Annotated in this window: 1 protein-coding gene; it reads left to right on the forward strand. The window is 66.6% G+C overall.

Going from position 1 to position 19847, the window contains the following annotated elements; translation table 11 throughout:
- Positions 1 to 145 precede the first annotated feature (145 nt).
- A complete protein-coding gene (locus tag ACM9HJ_RS02420; protein WP_416570081.1) occupies positions 146 to 19846 on the forward strand; it encodes a cadherin domain-containing protein in 19701 nt (6566 codons plus the stop codon).
- The last annotated feature ends 1 nt before the right edge of the window (position 19847 follow it).

The raw sequence follows: 19847 nt of genomic DNA on the forward strand, positions 1-19847 counted from the left end.
TCGAACTGCTTTTAGATTTCTCACTGCTTCATATTCAGGTAATACATCAGGATGAAATAGACTCTGGCCATCTATATCTAATGACCAGGGTAAACACGTTAAAGCCGCGGGGTAACCCGCTAGTGATCAGAAGTGGGGATTTGGAATGGCTGCTGGCGGCACGTTGACCCTTTCGGGTGGCTCGGACGTAACCCTCTCCACGGGCACCGTCTATTCCTTTGTAAAGGGCGTCGGCGGCACGCAGGGGCTGGTGTTGAACACCAGCGGTCAAACCCTGACCGTCACCAACATCGACCATCTTTACTCCCCGAAGGTCACAGCCGCCGCTTCCAAGAAAACCGTCACCTTGGGTGGTACCAGCGGCAATACGCTGGGCATTAGTTTTATTGATACCCTTATTGGTAATAAGGGCAGCGACACGCTGACCTTCCTGTCCACCGGCAATTCGATCCTGGTCAGCAACATCGAAACCTTTATCGGTGCTGCCACCGGTACCGACTTCATCACCCTGTCCAACACGGCCGGGAACACCGTCGCGATCAGCTTCATCGAATCGCTGATGGGCAGTGACGGCAATGACGTTTCCGTATCCACCAACACCACCGGTACCACCACCGTCATCGGCCTGTTCGAAACCGTCATCGGTAATGGCGCCAAGGACCTCATGGCCTCTGTCGCCGGCGCAAACGGCACGACCACGATGGTCCGCGGGTATGAGTACGTCCTGGGCAATGGCCAGAAGACCGACGTAATCAGGCTGGGCGATGGCGGCAACACGATGGGTGTGTCGTTCATCGAAACGCTGGTCGGCGGTTCCGGTTACGACATCGTCACCAACGCCTACAAGTCCGGGACCATCAATGTCGCCACCGGCGGCTCGACGTTGTATTTGTCCGGGATCGAGTATTTCGCGGGTGGCACCGCGGCCAAAGACACGCTGATCCTGGCGGACAGCAGCACCACGATCACCATCGCCGACATCGACACGCTGATCGGCTCCGGCGGTGGCGCCGACATCGTCACCATGGAAGAACGGCGGACCACACCGATCGCCGGCGACACGGCCCTGGCCGCCGCCACCGGTACCGGCACGATGTTCGTGGCCCTGGTCGAAACGCTGATCGGCACAGCCCAGGAAGATGTCATCGCGATGTCTGCCCCTGGCGCCACCGACGGCAACACGATGAGGATCAGGCTGATCGAGACCCTGATCGGCTCGTCCGTCAGCACCAGCGATTATGCCACTATCCTGCACACCGCCGGCAGCACGACCACCGTGGCGTTGCTGGAAACGCTGCAGGGCACGGCCGGCACCGACATCGTCCAGATGGTGAAGTTCGGCAGCATCACCAACCAGATGGAGATCAGGGATATCGAAACCCTGATCGGCAGCACGGGTGTCGATGTCATCTCCTTCACCACCGCCCGCACCCTCACCATCGGTGGCATCGAGACGCTGACCGGCAGCAGCGGCATCGACAAGGTTCAGTTCACGTCCGCCAATATCACGGAAGCCGTGATCAACGGCATCGAATCCCTGACCGGCGGCAATCTGAACAACATCATCACGTTGGGCGGTGGCTCCAACGTCAGCATCGATATGCTGGGCACGCTCGTCGGCTCGTCCAGTACGGATGTCGTGACCCTCACGTCCGGGGCCAGTGGCCTTGATGTCCGCAGCGTCGAAACGCTGATCGGCAGCAGCTATGCCGACAGCGTCTATTTCGGCGCCGATGGCACACAGGGCGGCACGGTTTCCGTCTCGCAGGTGGAAACCCTCATTGGCAATGGCGCCAGCGCCGTGGCGCTCGCCGGTACCAGCGGCCAGACCGTCACCGCCGCCCTGTTGCAGACATTGCTGGGCAGCAGCGGCAGGGACATCGTTACGCTGGCCTCCACCGGCAACACCACCCGCGTGACGGGCGTCGAAACGCTGATCGGCAGCGGCGGCACCAACACCATCACATTCGATGACACCCAGGCCACGATCTTTGTGTCCGGCGTCGACACCGTCGTCACGGCCACACAAACCCTGTCGCTGGCCGGTGCCGCGCAGACCGTCATCATCGGCGGCGTCACCAACATCCTGACCATGCCGGCGACGGGCGGCAGCAGCAATGTCGTGCTGCCCTATGAAACCGTCATCGGCAACAACAGCACCGACATCGTCACCCTGACACAGACCCAGGGCACGACGATGGCCGTGCAACTGCTGGAAACCCTGATCGGCAGCAGCGCCAACGAAATCGCCGCCATCATCGGCACCGACGGCACCACCATGCTGGTGTCGCAGATCGACCGCGTGCTGGGCGGCAGCGGCGCCGACGCCATCGCCTATGGCACCGGCACCACCAGCCTGGCCGTGTCCGGGGTCGAAACGCTGATCGGCAGCAGCGGCACCGACATCGTCACCCATCTGAACACCACCGGCTTCACCATCGCGGTGTCGCAGTTGGAAAGCATCGTCGGCAATGCCGGCACCAACGTCATCACCGCCACCGGCAGCACCGCCACCGAAGGCGGCACGCTGGCCGTATCGTTCCTGGAAACGCTGATCGGTTCCATCGGTGCCGATATGGTCGTGTTGGGCTCGGCCGGCAACACCCTGCTGGTTGCAGGGGTGGAGTCCGTCCAGGGCGGGACCACCAACGACGCCATCCGCCTTTCCGGCGGCAGCACCCTGTCCGTCTCCGCCGTAGAGACGCTGACCGGCGTCGGCAGCGCCACAGACGTCGTCACCGTGTCCAGCGCCGGCTTCAACCTGCTGGTCGATGGTATCGAGACGCTGATCGGCACCTACGCCACCAGCATCGCCACCCTGGCCAGCGGCGGCCAGACCCTGACGGTCGCCGGCTATGACACCGTGTTCGGCGGCAGCGGCAATGACAGCATCACCAATGGCAGCACGGCGGCAAACACCCTGAGCGTTTCCCTTATGGAAAGCGTCACGGGTGGCGCCGCCGACGACACGGTCGTCATGTCCGGTACCACGGCCGGCACGGTGACGGTCAGCCTGATCGAAACCCTCGTCGGCAATGCCGGCGCCAACACCGTCGCCCTGGGCAGCACGGCCGGCACCACGCTGGTCGTCCGCAATATCGAAACCCTGGTCGGCTCTTCGGGCGGCGCCGACGTGGTGGCGGGTACCGGCACCAGCGGCTCCACCATGCTGGTCTCCGGTATCGAGACCATCCTGGGCGGCACCAGCCGCGACGTCGTCACCCTGGCCAGCGGCGGGTCGACACTGTTGGTCTCCAACATCGAAACCCTGACCGGCAGCACCAGTACGGACGTGATCCAAATGGTTTCCGCGGGCGCGACCATCACGGTCACGGGCGTGGAAAGCGTGATCGGTGGCGCCGGCAACGACCGGGTACAGCTTCTCGGCAGCAACGGCAGCGATGTTACTGTCACCAATGTGGAGCAGATTATCGGCGTCGCCGGCCCGGATAGGGTCACCCTGGGCGGCACGGCGGGCGGCACCTTCATGGTCACGTTGGTCGATACCCTGACGGGCAACAGCGGCATCGACGTCGTCACCACCATTGCTACCGGCGCGACCTTCCATCTGTCGCTGGTCGAGACGCTGCTGGGCAACAGCAGCAACGATGTCGCCCTCTTCGGCTCGACGGGCAACAGCCTGTTCGTCCAGTTTGTCGAAAGCATCAGCGGCGGTGCAGGCAATGACACGGTCTTCCTGGGCACGGGCGGCAACACGCTGACCCTGTCACAGGTGGAAAGCCTGGTCGGCGGCGCCGGCAGCGACCTCGCCGTGCTGGGGGCCAACGGCAACACCGTCACCGCCTCCCAGATCGAAAGCCTGATCGGCGGCAGCGGCAGCGACCTCGCCACGCTGAGCGGTACGGCGGGCAACAGTGTCACCGTCTCCCTGATCGAAAGCCTGACGGGCAACAGCGGCACCGACATCGCCCATGTCGGCAGCCTGGGCGCCACGCTGGCCGTCTCCCTGATCGAAAGCCTGGTGGGCGGGGCCGGCAGCGACCTTGCCGTCCTGTCCGGCAGCAGCGGCGAAACCCTGTCCGTCACCAATGTCGAAGGCGTCATCGGTGGTGGTGGCAGCGATCTGGTCACCATCGACCAGTCCAGCGCCAATACCCTGACCGTCTCCCTGATCGAAAGCGTGCGCGGCGGCAGCGGCAGCGACACCGTGGCCCTTGGGGCCGGCAACAATACGCTGCTGGTCAGCCTGGTGGAAAATGTCGTCGGCAACAGCGGCAACGACACCATCCGCCTGGGCGCCACCACCGACGGCAATGTCGTCACGGTCGGCGCCGTGGAACGCGTCCTGGGCGACAGCGGCAGCAGCACCGTCGACCATGTGACGATGGCGACCGGCGGCGGCACGCTGGCCGTCGGCTTCATCGAAAGCCTGACCGGCACCGCCGGCAACGACATCGCCACCATCGCCGTCACCAACGGCGCCACCATGAGTGTGGAACTGATCGAAAGCCTGACCGGCGGGTCCGGCACCGAAACCATCACCCTGGGCGGCAGCAGCGGTGCCAGCATCACCATCTCCGCCATTGAATCGGTGACGGGCGGCAGCGGCGCCGACAGCGTGACACTGGGCGGCTTCGGCGGCACGGTGACCGTGACCCAGGTGGAAAGCGTCATCGGCAGCAGCGGCACCGACACGGTGACGATAGCCACGTCCAACGGCACCACCGCCACCCTGTCCGTCAGCCTGCTGGAGAGCCTGACCGGCGGGGCCGGCACCGACATCGCGATTCTGGCCGCCACCGGCGGCAACACGATCGCCACCAGCCTGGTGGAAACCATTGTCGGCAGTACCGGCCTGGATGTGGTGGAACTGGGCAGCGGCGGCAACACGATCACCGCCATCGGGCTGGAAAGCCTGATCGGCGGCAGCGGCACCGACGTGGCGACCTTCGGCGACGCCACCGGCACCGTCTATGTCAGCGGTCTTGAGACCGTGATCACCGCCAGCGCCACCCTGGCGCTGGCCGGCGCCACCACCTTCATCGTCCTCAATCCCCCGGCCGCCATCCTGACCGTGCCCAGCAACGGCGGCAACAGCGTCAGCGTCGATCATTACCAGACCATCATCGGCCAGTCCGGCAATGACGTGGCCACCTTCACCCAGGCCTCCACGCTCGCCACACAACTGCTGGAAACCCTGATCGGCAGCAGCGGCCGCGATGTCGTCGCCGACACCGGCACCGCCGGGTCCACCATGGCCGTCCTTGACCTGGAAACCCTGGTCGGCGGTTCGGGCGGCGACCTCGCCTACCTGTCCTCCGGCGGCGCCACCATGGCCGTGGCCGGCCTGGAAAGCCTGCTGGGCGGTGCCGGCACCGATGTCGTCAGCGCCCACGGCACCGGCGGCTTCACCATGGCGGTGGAACTGCTGGACACGATCATCGGCAATGCCGCGACCAACGTCATCACCGACACGGGCACCGCGGGCACCACCCTGGCGGTCAGCGGCCTGGAAACCCTGATCGGCGCCATCGGCGCCGGTACCGACGTGGCCCTGCTGGGCGATGGCGGCACCACCCTGATGGTCGGCCAGTTCAGCACGCTGACCGGCGGCACCGGCACCGACATCATCGCTCTGACCAGCCACGACAGCACGCTGTCGGTCACCGGCATCGAAGCCGTCATCGGCGGCAGCGGCCATGACCAGGTCACCGTGCGCGACAGCACCGGCGTGACCATGGCCGTCTCCCAGCTTGAAACCCTGCTGGGCGGCAATGGTGGCGACCTCTTCACCCTGGGCAGTGACGGCAACACCTTCTTCGTCGCGGGTGTGGAGACGATCTTCGGCGGTACGGGCCGGGACGAGCTGTTCGCCTATTCCGCCGGCACGACGCTGACCGTCAGCGGGATCGAGGCCTTCACCGGCACCGCCGGTACCGACAATCTGACCATCGCCGGAACCGCCGGCAGCACCATCGCCATCAGCATGCTGGAAAGCCTGACCGGCGACAGCGGCACGGACGCGGCCGTCTTCGGCACCGGGGGCAACACCACCACCGTCTCGGGCATCGAGAAGCTGGTCGGCGGCACGGGCACCGACGTGGCCTATCTGACCGCCGGCACCAGCATCAGCGCTTCCGGCATGGAGACCCTGATCGGCAGCGGCAGCGGCAATGTCGTGACCTTCACCGATCCGTCGGCCACCATCTGGGTGGTGGGGATCGAAACGGTCTATACGCCCAACGGCACCATCACCATCAGCGGTTCCGACCTGACCAACGGCCGTCAGATCGTCATCAACAACCAGATCATCAACCTGCCCAGCGGCAACGACATCTATGCCTACCGCACGGTGGTCGGCAGCAACGGCACCGATATCGTCACCTTCACCAACCCGTCCACCATGTCGGTCGAGGCGCTGGAGACCCTGATCGGGTCCAGCGGCACCGACCTGGTCTCCACCACCGGCCCGTCCGGCTCCACCATGCTGGTGTCGCTGATCGAAAGCCTGAACGGCGGCGACGCGATCGACCATGTCACCATGGACAGCAGTGCGGGCACCCTGTCGGTGTCGGGCATTGAAACCGTGGTTGGCGGCCAGGATACCGATCTTGTCACCCTGGACGCGTCGGGCAACACCATCGCCGTGTCGATGGTGGAAAGCGTGGCCGGCGGGGCCGGCAAGGATGTCGTCACCAATTTCGGCGGCAACAGCACCTTCGCGGTCAGTCTGGTCGAAACCCTGATCGGCGGCGGCGGTACCGAATTCGTCACCAGCACCGGCAACAGCGGTTCCACCATGCTGGTCCAGGGCGTGGAAACCCTGGCCGGCGGTTCCGGCACGGATGACATCACCCTCGCCTCCTCCAGCGGCAACATCATCACCGTCGGCGGCATCGAGAAGCTGCAGGGCGGCACGGGCACCGATGAGGTGACCCTGCTGGACGGCGGCAACAATATCGCCGTGACCGGCGTGGAAAGCCTGATCGGCGGCAGCGGCGATGACAACGTCACCCTGGCCACCAACGGCAACACGCTGAGCGTCCGGCTGGTGGAAACCGTGCGCGGCGGTGCGGGCACCGACGAGGTGACCGTCCTGGCGGGCGGCAGCACCTTCGCCATCGAACTGATCGAGACCTTGACGGGCAGCAGCAGCACCGAAGTGGTGACCAGCACGGGCACCACCGGCACCACGCTGCTGGTCAACCTGATCGACACGCTGATCGGCGACAGCGGCACCGATATCGTCAACCTGTCCAGCAATGCCGGCAACACCATCGCCGTCGCCCTGTTGGAGACCCTGACGGGCAGCACCGGCCAGGATGCCGTGCGGTTCGTCGATGGCCGCAACACCACCCTGCATGCCATCGGGCTGGAAACCCTGATCGGCGGCAGCGGCAGCGATAGCGTCATCCTGACCACGGCCGGCACCACGACCGTCGTTGCCGCGATCGAACAGTTGACGGGCGGGGCCGGCACCGACCTGGTGGCGCTGGCCGCCGCCACCACGCTCGCCATCTCCCAGATCGAGACGCTGATCGGTTCGTCCGGCAACGACGCCGTCAGCGGCACCGGTACGGCCGGCGCCACCCTGGCGGTCAGCAAGGTCGAAACCATCATCGGCGGCGGCAGCGCCGACGTCGTGACCCTGACCGACAATGGCAACACCGTCGTCGTCGGCTTGCTGGACACCCTGATCGGCAGCAGTGGCCTGGACGTCGTCGGCTTCACCAGCCAGGGCGCCACCCTGGCGGTCACGGGCGTGGAAAGCCTGGTCGGCGGCGCCGGCAGCGATGCCGTCATCCTGACCGACACCGGCAATTCCATCACCGTCAGCAACCTGGAAAGCCTGACCGGCAGCGTGGGCAAGGATGTCGTCACCTTCGGGTCCGGCGGCAACACCATGCTGGTCTCCATGGTCGAAACGCTGGTCGGCGGCGCGAACAGGGACGTCGCGCTGCTGGGCAGCAACGGCGCCACACTGGCCTTCGGCGCCGTGGAGACCCTGCTGGGCGCCGGCGCCGGCATCGATGTGCTGACGGCCACGGCGGCCGGCACCTATGTCGTCGGCCAGATCGAGACCCTGGCCGGCAGCAGCGGCACCGACATCGTCACCCTCTCCACCCACGGCGCCACGATGGCGGTATCGCAGGTGGAACAGCTGACGGGCAGCACTGGCACGGATGCCATCACCCTGGGCAACCAGGGCAACACCCTGACCGTCTCCCAGCTGGAGACCTTGATCGCCGGCAGCGGCAACGATGTGGTGACCCTGGCAACGGGCGGCAACAGCCTGCTGGTCGGCAATATCGAAACGCTGACCGGTGGCTCCGGAACTGACATGGTCACCCTGGCATCGACCGGCACGACCATGGCCATGTTCCGGCTGGAAACGATCATTGGCGGCATCGGCACGGATGTGGTGCTGTTCCAAACCAACGGCGGCACAATCTCGATCACCAATGTCGAAACAGTGATCGGCAACAGTGGCACCGATGTCGCGACGCTGCGCAGCGGCGGCAACACGATGTTGCTCGACAATTTCGAGAGCTTGATCGGCGGCTCGGGCACCGATGTGGTGACCCTGGGCAGCGGCGGCACCACCCTGCTCGTCTCGGCCCTGGAGACGCTGACCGGTGGCAGCGGCACGGACGTCATCCGGGTCAGCGCGAGCGGCATCACCATCAGCGCGTCCGGCCTGGAGACTGTGGTGGGCAACAGCGGTAACGACGTCGTTACCCTGGCCAGCAGCGGCAACACAACGATCGTCGAACGTCTGGAGACCCTGACGGCCGGCAGCGGCGTGGATGTCATCTCCTTCGGAACGTTAGGCAACACGACCACCGTCCTTCTCGCCGAAACACTGATCGGCAATATCGGAACGGATGCCGTCACCCTGGACAGCAGCGGCAATACGCTGACCGTCAGCGCTATCGAGCGCCTGCTGGGTACCGGCAGCGGAAACGATGTGGTCACCCTGGCCGCCGCCAGCACCTTGGGCATCACCTTGCTGGAAACGCTGATCGGCACCAGCGGCACGGACGTCGTCAGCTCCATGGGGACAAACGGGTCCACCATGCTGGTCTCGTCGTTCGAGACCCTGATCGGTGGAAGCGGAACGGATGCCGTCACCCTATCCAGCAGTGCAACGATCTTCGTGCAGGCCCTGGAAACGCTGAAGGGCGGCACGGACGTCGACCACGTCATCCTGTCGACCAGCGGCACCACCCTGGCCGTGTCACAGGTGGAAACGATCACCGGCGATAGCGGCGTTGACGTCATCACCAACCAGGATACCGGCGGCGGCACGCTGTCGGTATCCCTGGTCGAGACGCTGATCGGCAGCGGCAGCAATGATGTCGCCCTTCTGACCAATGTCGGCAACAGCATCTATCTGGCCGGGTTCGAAGCCGTCACCGGCAGCAGCGGCACCGACGTCATCCAACTGGCAGGCAGCACCCTGGTCGCCACGCTGGTGGAAACCCTGATCGGCAACAACAGCACCGCCGCGGCCGTGCTGTCGACCAACGGCAACACCGTGACGGCATCGGCGCTGGAGGCGCTTGTCGGTGGCAGCGGGACCGACGCGGTCACCCTGTTCGGGACCAATAATACCAGGCTGGTCGATTTCGAGACCATCACCGGCGGCAGCGGTCTGGACAACATCACCCTGGGCAGCGCCGGCAACACGCTGCTGTTTACGGCGCTGGAGACCTTGACCGGCGGTGCCGGCACGGATGTCGTCACCGCTGCGGCCAGCGGCACGATGGCCATCGCGCTGCTGGAAACCCTGATCGGCGGTGGCGGTGTCGATATCGTCACCAGCACGGGAACCTCCGGCATCACGCTGGCGGCCGATGGCATCGAAACGCTGCTGGGCGGCTCCGGCATCGATGCCGTCAGCCTGACCGGCACCGGCGCCAACAACATCACGGTCACGCAGATCGAAACGCTGATCGGCAATACCGGTATTGACAGCGTGACGCTGGGCAGCAGCGGCAACCAGATCCTGGTGTCGCAGTTCGAGACCATCACCGGCGGCATCGGCATCGACGTCGTGACGCTGCAGGCCACGCTCACCCTTGTCGATAATGTCCCCACCCTGCTGAGCAGCGTCGCCGTAACCGGCGTCGAAACCCTGATCGGCGGCAAGGGTATGGACATGGCCGTCCTGAGCGGCGGCAACGACACCGTCCTGGTGTCGATGATGGAGGCGATCGACGCGGGCGCCGGTAACGACCATATCCTGATGAGCGGTAGCGCCACCCTCACTGTTTCCAATCTGGAGACGCTGAGCGGCGGCAGCGGTTACGACGCCGTCACCCTGGGCGGCACCGCCGGCAGCACCATGATTGTGAGTGCGCTGGAGGAACTGGCCGGCGGCGCCGGTACCGACATCGTGACGCTGACCAGTGCCGCGACCACCAGCAGCACGCTCACCGTTTCGCTGATCGATACGCTGACCGGCGGCGACGGCAACGAAGTGGTGGTGCTGAAGGGCACCTCGGTCGACCGGGATGAACTGGATGGCGGCACGACCGTGACCGTGACGCTGCTGGAATCCCTGATTTCCGTCTCCAATGTCGAAAGCGTTGTCGGTTCCGCCGGGGCGGTCGACATCGTCCATCTTGCCAGTGCCGGTGGCAACACGCTGAGCGCCGTCGGCCTGGAAACGGTCATCGGCAACAGCGGCAACGACGTCGTCACCTTCACCGATGTCGGCGCCACCATCCTGGTGTCGGGTCTGGAGACCGTCTACACCCCCACTGAAACCCTGAATCTGGCCGGCGCACTGACCACGGTCACCATCTTCGTGCCCGCCACCATCCTGTACCTGCCCTCGGCCGGCGCCACGGTCAGCGTCGATGCCTACCAGACCATCGTCGGCGACGTGGGCCATGATGTCGTCACGCTGAACAGCACCCGGGGCTCCAAGGTTGCCGTGGAACTGCTGGAGACGCTGGCCGGCAGCTCCTATATCGAGAATGTCACCGTCGCCAGCACCAGCGGCACCTCCATGCTGGTGTCGCTGCTGGAGACGCTGACCGGCAATAGCGGCCGCGACGTCGCGACCCTGGCCAGCGACGGCACCACGATGGCCATCGCGCAGCTGGACCAGATCATCGGCGGGTCCGGGACGGATGTCCTGCGCGCCAATGGCAGCCTCGGCTTCACCATGGCCGTGTCGCAGATCGAAACCCTGGTCGGCAACAACGCCACCAACATCGTGACCTCGCTGGGTTCCGGCGGCGCCACCATGCTGGTGTCGCAGATCGAAACCCTGGTCGGCGGTGCGGGCACGGATGTCGCCACCCTGTCCACGGGATCGACCATCACCACCTGGCTGCTGGAAACCGTCATCGGCAGCACCAGCGCCGATATCATCACCGTGGCCCTGGAAGACAAGGGCACCTTCACGGTGTCGGGCAGCATCAACGCCATCCTGGATGGTGGGGCCGGCAACGATACGCTGGCCGGTGGCGACGGCAACGACACGCTGATCGGCGGCGCCGGCAACGACCGTCTGACCGGCGGCGCCGGCATCGACCTGTTCGATGTGGGCGATGGCGACACCGTGACCGATATCGCGGAGACGGAGTATCTGCGTGTCAGCGGCTCCGTCTATGCCGAGAACCAGATGTCGATTGTCGATAGCGGCGCCAATGCCGTGCTGACCATCGGCAGCATGCAGGTGACCCTGCTGGGCCGCGCCGGTCTGACGCTCGACAATCTCTATACCACGGAAAGCGGTGGTTCGACGCTGATCCAGGTCGACACGGTCAAGCCCACCGTCACCCTGTCCAAGCCGTTCAACACCCACACGCCGACGGTTACCTCGATGTCCTTCGAGGTGAAGTTCTCAGAGGCGGTGACGGGGGTCGACCTGTCGGACTTCGTGATCACCGACGCGTCCAGCTATGGCCGGCCGCTGTCCTACAACATGGTCTCCGTCACCGGCAGCGGTGACAGCTATTTCGTCACCCTGGACCAGATCGAGGGCGAGGGGCAGTTGCGCCTGGACGTGCTCTCCGGCGGCATCAGGGATCTGGCTGGCAACATCCTGACGACGGCCGCCACCGGCAACGGCGTGCATTTCGTCGACACCAAGGCCCCGACCTCCATCGCGGGCCAGTTCAATGCCGTGGTGGAAGGGGCCGCGAACGGTACGACCGTGGGTTATGTGACCTCCTACGACGTCAGCACCGTGACCTACAGCCTGTCCGACAGTGCCGGCGGCCGGTTCCAGATCGACCGCAATAATGGTCTGGTCACCGTCGCCGACGGCAAGCTGATCAGTTCCGCCGACGGGACCAGCTATTCCATCACCGTGTCGGTTTCCGACGGGCGGCTGAGCAGCGAGCAGACGCTGGACATCAACATCACCAACGTTCCGCTCCCCACCCCGACCGATACCGACACCGCCACCAATGCCGTCATGGAAGGGATGGCGACCGGCAGCCTGGTCGGCATCACCGTCAATGCCACCCATCCGGGCAGCACGGCCCTGACATACAGCCTGTCCGACGATGCCGGCGGCCGGTTCCAAATCGACAGCGCCACCGGCGTGGTCTCGGTCAAGGACGCCAGCAAGCTGGATTATGAGACGGCGACCAGCCACACGATCACGGCGCAGGTCAGTGCCGGCAAGGGCGGCGTCAACAGCCAGAGCTTCACCATCGCCGTCACCAACGCGCCCCCGTCCGCGCCGACGGACAGCGACAGCACCATCGACGCCGTGGCCGAGGGTGCTGCCGCCGGCACGGTGGTCGGCGTCACCGCGCTGGCCATCGACCCGGGCAAGTCGCCCGTCACCTACAGCCTGACCAACGACGCCGGCGGCCGCTTCGCCATCGACGCCACCACCGGCGTCGTGACGGTGAAGGACGCTGCCAAGCTGGATCATGAGGCGGCGGCAAGCCATGCCATCACCGTCCAGGCCAGCGACGGCAAGGGCGGCCTCAGCAGCCAGACCTTCACCATCGCCGTCACCAACGTCGCCCCCACCGATCCGGTGGACACCGACAGCGCCATCAACACGGTGGCCGAAGGCGCGGCGGCCGGCACGGCCACGGGCCTGACCGTCAAGGCCACGGACCCGGGCGCCACGCCCGTCACCTACAGCCTGACCGACGATGCCGGCGGCCGTTTCGCCATCAACGCCACCACCGGTGTCGTGACGGTGAAGGACGCCAGCAAGCTGGATTACGAGACGGCGACCAGCCATGCCGTCACCGTCCAGGCCAGCGACGGCAAGGGCGGGCTCAGCAACCAGACCTTCACCATCGCCGTCACCAACGTCGCCCCCACGGCACCGGTGGATAGCGACAGTGCGGCCAACCTGGTCAAGTACGGGGCCACGGCCGGCACGGCGGTGGGCATCACCGCCGCCGCCACCGACCCCGGCAACAGCCCCGTCACCTATAGCCTGCTGAACGACGCGGGCGGCCTGGTGGCCATCGACGGCAAGACCGGTGTGGTCACCATTAAGGACGGTGTCACCTGGACGCCCGCCATCACCGGTGAACGGACCGTCACGGTCCAGGCCAGCGACGGCAAGGGCGGTCTCAGCCAGCAGAACTTCACCTTCTCCATCATGGCCCAGACCAAGGCCCCGTCCGCCCCGACCCTGGCGGCCGGCAGTGACCTGGGCACGTCCGCCAGTGACGGCATCACCAAGCCGGGCAGCCTGCTGCTGACCGGCACGGCGGAAGCCGGCGCGACCGTCAACCTGCTGATCGGCGGGGCCGCCAGCGGCCTGACCACCGTGGCCGACGCCAACGGCAATTACAGCTTCACGGTCGATGCAAGCACGGCCGGCACCATGCTGTTCAGCGCCACGGCCACCGGCATGTCGGGCCTGGTCAGCGAGGCCAGCACCGCCACCACCATCACCCTGGACGGCACGGCACCGACCGTGACGGGCGTGGAACTGGTGGGCAATCCGGCCACCAACGCCGCCAGCATCACCTGGCGCATCACCTTCTCCGAAGCGGTGGGCAACATCACCGCTTCGGCCTTCGGCCTGACCACCACCGGGACCGCCACCGGCGGCATCGGCGGCGTCACCCAGGTCGGCACGAACATTGTGGAGGTCACCGCCACGGGCCTGACCGGCGGCGGCACGGCCACCCTGACCGTCAACGGCACGGGCATCACCGACATCGCCGGCAACAACCTGTCCGGCTCCCTGTCCGGTGCCCCCTTCATCATGGGCCAGACGCAGATCACGGCCACCGGACTGTCGCAGGACCTGGCCTATGTGGAGGATAGCGGTGCGGTGTCGCTGGCCGGTGCCAGCCTCAGCCAGGCGCCCGCCAACGCCACCCTGACCGCTACCCTGACGCTGGCCGACCCGGCGCTCGGCCGGATCGACGGCGGTGGTTCCTACGACGCGGCCACCGGCGTGTGGACGGTCAGCGGCACCATGGCGCAGATCAACGCCGCCCTGTCTTCCGCCAGCTTCGTGGCGGTCGCCAACAACGACAAGTCGACCAGCGTCTTCCTGCTGGTCACCGACAATGTCCCCGGCAACGCCCCGGTGGGTGGCACCATCCATCTGGCCGTGACGCCGGTGAACGATGCGCCGCTGGTCGGGAGCATCATCGGTGCCCAGACGGGCAGCGAGGGTGTGGCCTTTGCCTTCACCGTGCCGGCCAATGCCTTCACCGATCCCGATACGGGCGACACGCGGACCCTGTCGGCGAGCGGCCTGCCCGCCTGGCTGTCCTTCGATGCCGCCACGGGTAGCTTCAGCGGCACGCCGGGCTTCCAGGATGCCGGTGCGCTGAACGTCACCGTCACGGCGACCGACAGGGCCGGTGCCACGGCGTCGCAGACCTTCACCCTGACCATCGCCGACGTCAACCAGGCCCCCGTGGCCCATGATGACAGCGGCCGCACCCATGAGACGGGCGTTCTGTCGGGCTCCGGCCTGCTGGACAACGACACCGATATCGACCTGGGCGACACCCGCACTATCGTCGCCGTCAATGGCGGCGGGGCCGTGGGGTCCACCATCACCCTGGCATCGGGTGCCAAGGTGCAGGTCAATGCCGACGGCACCTATGTCTATGATCCCAACGGCGCCTTCAGGTATCTGCCGGCCGGCGCCCAGGGCCAGGACAGCTTCAGCTACACCATCGCCGACAAGGGCGGCCTGACCTCCACGGCCACGGTCACCATCACCATCGATGGTGAGAACAACGACCCGGTCATCCAGGCGCCCAAGCAGGTGATGATCGCCAAGAATTCCGGTCCCATCGGCCTGTCCATCGACATGCCGACCGATCCGGATGGCAATGTCCTGTCCGTGGTCATCGGCGAACTGCCCAGCCATGGTACCCTGCTCTATGCCGATGGCCGCGTCGTCTCGGCCGGCGCCACCCTGTCGGCGGTGGAACTGGCGGGCCTGACCTTCCGTGTCGATCCCGGCTTCTCCGGCTCGGCCGGCCGCGTCACCTATTCCGTCAGCGACGGGCAAAAGGACATTGCCAGCGCGGTGAACATCACCATCGCCGAGGAACAGCTGATCTCCATCGCGGTCACCGACGGTACCCCGTCCGTGCAGGTGGAACCGGTGGGCAACGGCCTGTCGTCCTACAGCTTCACCATCAGCCGCAAGGCGGGCCTGAGTGAGGCCACCGACGGTACCGTCAGCGTCAACTGGCGTATCGACGAAGGCAACGGCATCGACCGGTTCGATTTCGCCGGCGACACGTTGCCGTCGGGTACCGTCACCTTCAATCCGGGCCAGTCCACCCAGGTGATCACCATCCTGGTGCGCGACGACGCCCTGCTGGAAGGCGACGAGACCTTCACGGTTTCGCTGGACGGCCTGACCTCTTCCGGCCTGGTGCTGCCGCCGCGGATCAACGATCCGTCCACGGCATCCGGCACCATCCTGGACAATGACCGCGACCGCCTGCCGCCGCAGGTCACCGGTGTGGCCGCCCCGGCCGACGGTACCTACTTCCCCGGCGACAATGTCGAGATCACCCTGACCTTCAGCGAGGCGGTGACCGTCACCGGCACCCCGGCGCTGGACCTGCTGGTCGGCGATACCGCCCGTCAGGCCGTCTATGTCGGCGGGTCGGGCGGCACCACCTTGACCTTCCGCTATGTGGTGGGTACGGGTGATGTGGATGGCGACGGCATCTCCGTCTCCGGCACCATCGCCGGCGCCGATGGCATCCGTGATGCGGCCGGCAACGCCGCGCTGCCCGGCTTCGGCCTGTCGGGTGCCGATTTCGGCGATGTGCTGGTCAATGTCGTCCGCGGCAAGACCGTGGACGGCTATATCAGCGGTGCCCAGGTCTTCGCCGACGCCAACGGCAATGGCGTGCTGGATGCGGGCGAGGCGAATTCCGTCACCGACGCCGCCGGCAACTACACCATCGCCGGCGGTAGCGGCCCCTATGTCATGGTGGGCGGTACCGACATCTCCACCGGCCAGCGCTTCGACGGTGTCTATGAGGCACCGGCCCGCGCCACGGTCATCAACCCGCTGACCAGCGCCATCGTCGGCTTGGCCGGTTCTCAGGCGACCAATGCGGCCAACCTGGCCGCGGCGGCGCAGCTGAAGGCGGCACTGGGCATCGATGCCGCCCTGGATCTGATGAATATCGATCCGTTGCAGGCGGCCACGGCCGCCGGCGCCACCCCGGCACAGGTCGCCAAGGCCGTCGAGGCCCAGGCGGAGGCGGTGAAGATCGCCAACCTGATCGTCGAAGGCTCGGCCGTCATGGCCGGTGCCGGCGGCACCGCCCTGGCCGCCGGTCAGGCCGGCCGCGCCATTCTGGAGGCCCTGGCCGACGGCATCCGCGCCCTGCCCGCCGGGTCCACGCTGGACTTGGCCGACAGCGCCACGCTGGCCGCCATCCTGCGCGGGGCCGCCGCCAAGCTGCCCGGCGTCGATGTCGCCAAGGTCACCAGCCTGTCCGTTGCCGCCGCGACCATCATCGCCGCCGGCAACAGCAAGGTGGAAGCCGCCTCCCTCAACACCGATCCGCTGGCGGCCCTCACCGCCATCGCCCAGGTGCAGGTCGTCGCCCAGACGGGTGCCACCACTGCCCTGCGCGACGGCGTCACCGCCGGCAACCTGGACGCGGCCCTGGCCGCCTATACCGGTGCCAACCTGGATGCGGCCATCGCCGGGGCGAGTGTGGGGACCATCATCCCAACCCGCCTGACGATCACCGCCCTGGACAGCGCCAAGGCGGAAGGCGACAGCGGCTTCACCGCCTTCACCTTCCAGGTCACCCGCCAGGGCGGCGATCTGCGCGCCGCCACCGTGGATTACCGCGTCAGCGGCAATTCCGGCCTGGATGCGGCCGATTTCGGCGGCACCCTGCCCACGGGCACGGTCAGCTTCGCGGCCGGCGAGACCACGAAGACCATCACCATCCAGGTCAGCGGCGATCTGGATATCGAGGCGGATGAACGGTTCACCATCACCCTCACCAACCCGTCGTCCGGCATGGATGTGGCCGGCGCCCAGGCCCATGCCACCATCCTGAACGAGGATCCGGCCACCCCGCGTATCAGCGTACCCGACACCAGCGCCGTGCTGGCGGGCCGCAGCAGCCTGGTCGGCGGCATCGCCATCCAGGCCGCCCGCAGCGGCACGGTGACGGTCACCCTGACCGCCACCGCCGGTTCCATCACCCTGGTCGGCCCCGCCACCCAGAGCCGTGGCAGCGGTGCCGTCACGCTGACCGGTACGCTGGCCGATGTGAATGCCACGCTGGCCGGCCTGTACTTCACGCCCGATGGCAGCGGGGCGGCGGGTTCGCTGCGCATCATCGCCGGCGACGGCACGGTGCCGCTCAGCGATGACCGTACCATCAACCTGCGCGTCGCCGTGGCGCCGGAGAATATCCTGCCGGTCAAGCCGACCGTGGTCGCCGGTATCGCCGGGGAGATCATCGGTATCAGCGTGTCCGACACCGACAGCGCCACGCTGACCGTCACCCTGACACCCACCGACGGCATCGTCGGTGTCACCCGCTTCGGCGATGTGACGGTGACGGAAGGGGCCAATGGCGTGCTGATCCTGAACGGCTCCACCGCCGACATCCGGCTGTCGCTGGCCAGCGTGGAGTTCACAGGGCTCCTGGGCAAGCCGGTGGCCACGCTGCGCATCGAAACCGACGATCATGACGCCGTCACGCCGAACGACAGCGACCTGATCACGATCGAGGTGCTGCAGCAGCCGGAAACCATCGTGCCGGACGGGGTGACCATCCCGCGCGGTGCGGCGGCTTCCATCGCCGGCATCAGCGTCGCCGACGCCGACAGCCCCGTGCTGTCCGTCACCCTGACGCCGACCGACGGCACGGTTGCCGTGACCCTGGCCGGCGGTGCCACCCTGACCCAGGTCAGCGACACGGTGATCCGCATCACCGGCAGCCTGGCCGACGTCAACGCCACATTGGCGAGTTTGCTGTTCACCTCGCGGGAGAATGTCAGCACGGCGACGCTGCTGGTGCAGACCTCCGACCTGGATGCCCGCACGGCGGACAGTGAAAAGGTCCTGACCATCACTGCCGTGGACGACGTCCTGCGCCTGCCGGCGTCGGGCGCCACGCTCACCGTCGACCGCTATGCCACCATCATCGGCAATGTCGGCCAGGACATCATCACGCTGGCCCGCACCGCCGGGACCACCATGGCGGTGACCCAGCTGGAAACGCTGATCGGCAGTGCGGCACGCGAAGTGATCACCAGCACCGGCACCATCGGTTCCACCATGACGGTGCAGATGCTGGAAAGCCTGACCGGTTCGCCCGCCACCGACCTGATCTATCTGGGCGGCGGGGCCAGCACCATGTGGCTGCAGGGCATCGAAAGCCTGGTGGGCAGTGCGCAGCGCGATCACATCACCCTGGGCAATGGCGGCAACGACATCACCGTCACGGGCCTGGAAACCCTGATCGGCGGCACCGGTCTGGACCGGGCCACCCTGGGCGGCAACGGCGCCACCATCTCCGTCGAAGGCATCGAAAGCCTGATCGGCGGGGCCGGCACCGACTTCGTCTTCACCGGTACGGCCGGCGGCTCGCTCTGGGCCAAGGGCATCGACGTGCTGGTGGGCGGCAGCGGCAGCGACGCGGTGCAACTGGCCGATGGCGGCAACAGCCTGCTCGTCCGTGGGCTGGAAACGCTGCTGGGCGGGGCCGGCACCGACATCGCCACCATCGGCAATGGCGGGGCGACCATGTTCGTCAGTGGCATCGAAACCTTGATCGGTGGTGCGTCGAAGGATGTCATCACCCTGGGCAGCCAGGGCGGCATGGTCCGGGTCAGCGCCATCGAGACCCTGACCGGTGGTGCGGGTGCCGACATCGTGACGGTGGCCGACAACAAACCCATCCGCTTCGAAGGCGGGGCCGGGGCCGACCAGATCACGCTGGGTACCGGCAATGCCGCCGACCAGATCGTCTATCGCGATGCTGGCGACGGTGCGGCGGCGGGGGCTACGACCGGCTTCGACCGCGTCACCAATTTCCAGACGGCGATGGACAGTCTGGTCCTGGCCGGTGCCTTGCGCAGCCAGTTGGACCGCAACGGCGACGGTGTGGTCCAGGGGGCGGATCGCGGGACGGGCCAGATCAACATGGCCACGGACGAGGTGGTGCGCCTGACCACCACGACCGGCAGCCTGACCGATGACAGCCTGATCGCCATCCGCACCGCCATCGGCGCGCTGAAGAACCCGCAGGCCGGGGGCAGCGTGCTGGTGCTGGCCAGCGATGACAAGGATACCGGGGTCTATGTCGTGACCAAGACCAATGGTGACCAGAGCATCGCATCGGGCGAGATCAAGCTGCTGGGTGTGTTCTCCAACGCCAAGCTGGGAACCGGCAACATCACCTTCGGGGGATGAT

It is taken from the genome of Niveispirillum sp. KHB5.9, from assembly GCF_048066115.1.
GTDB lineage: Bacteria > Pseudomonadota > Alphaproteobacteria > Azospirillales > Azospirillaceae > Niveispirillum.

What these genes read in the sequence shown, in the direction of transcription:
- ACM9HJ_RS02420 (WP_416570081.1), top strand. Translation starts at nt 146, where the DNA reads ATGGCTGCTGGCGGCACGTTGACCCTTTCGGGTGGCTCGGACGTAACC.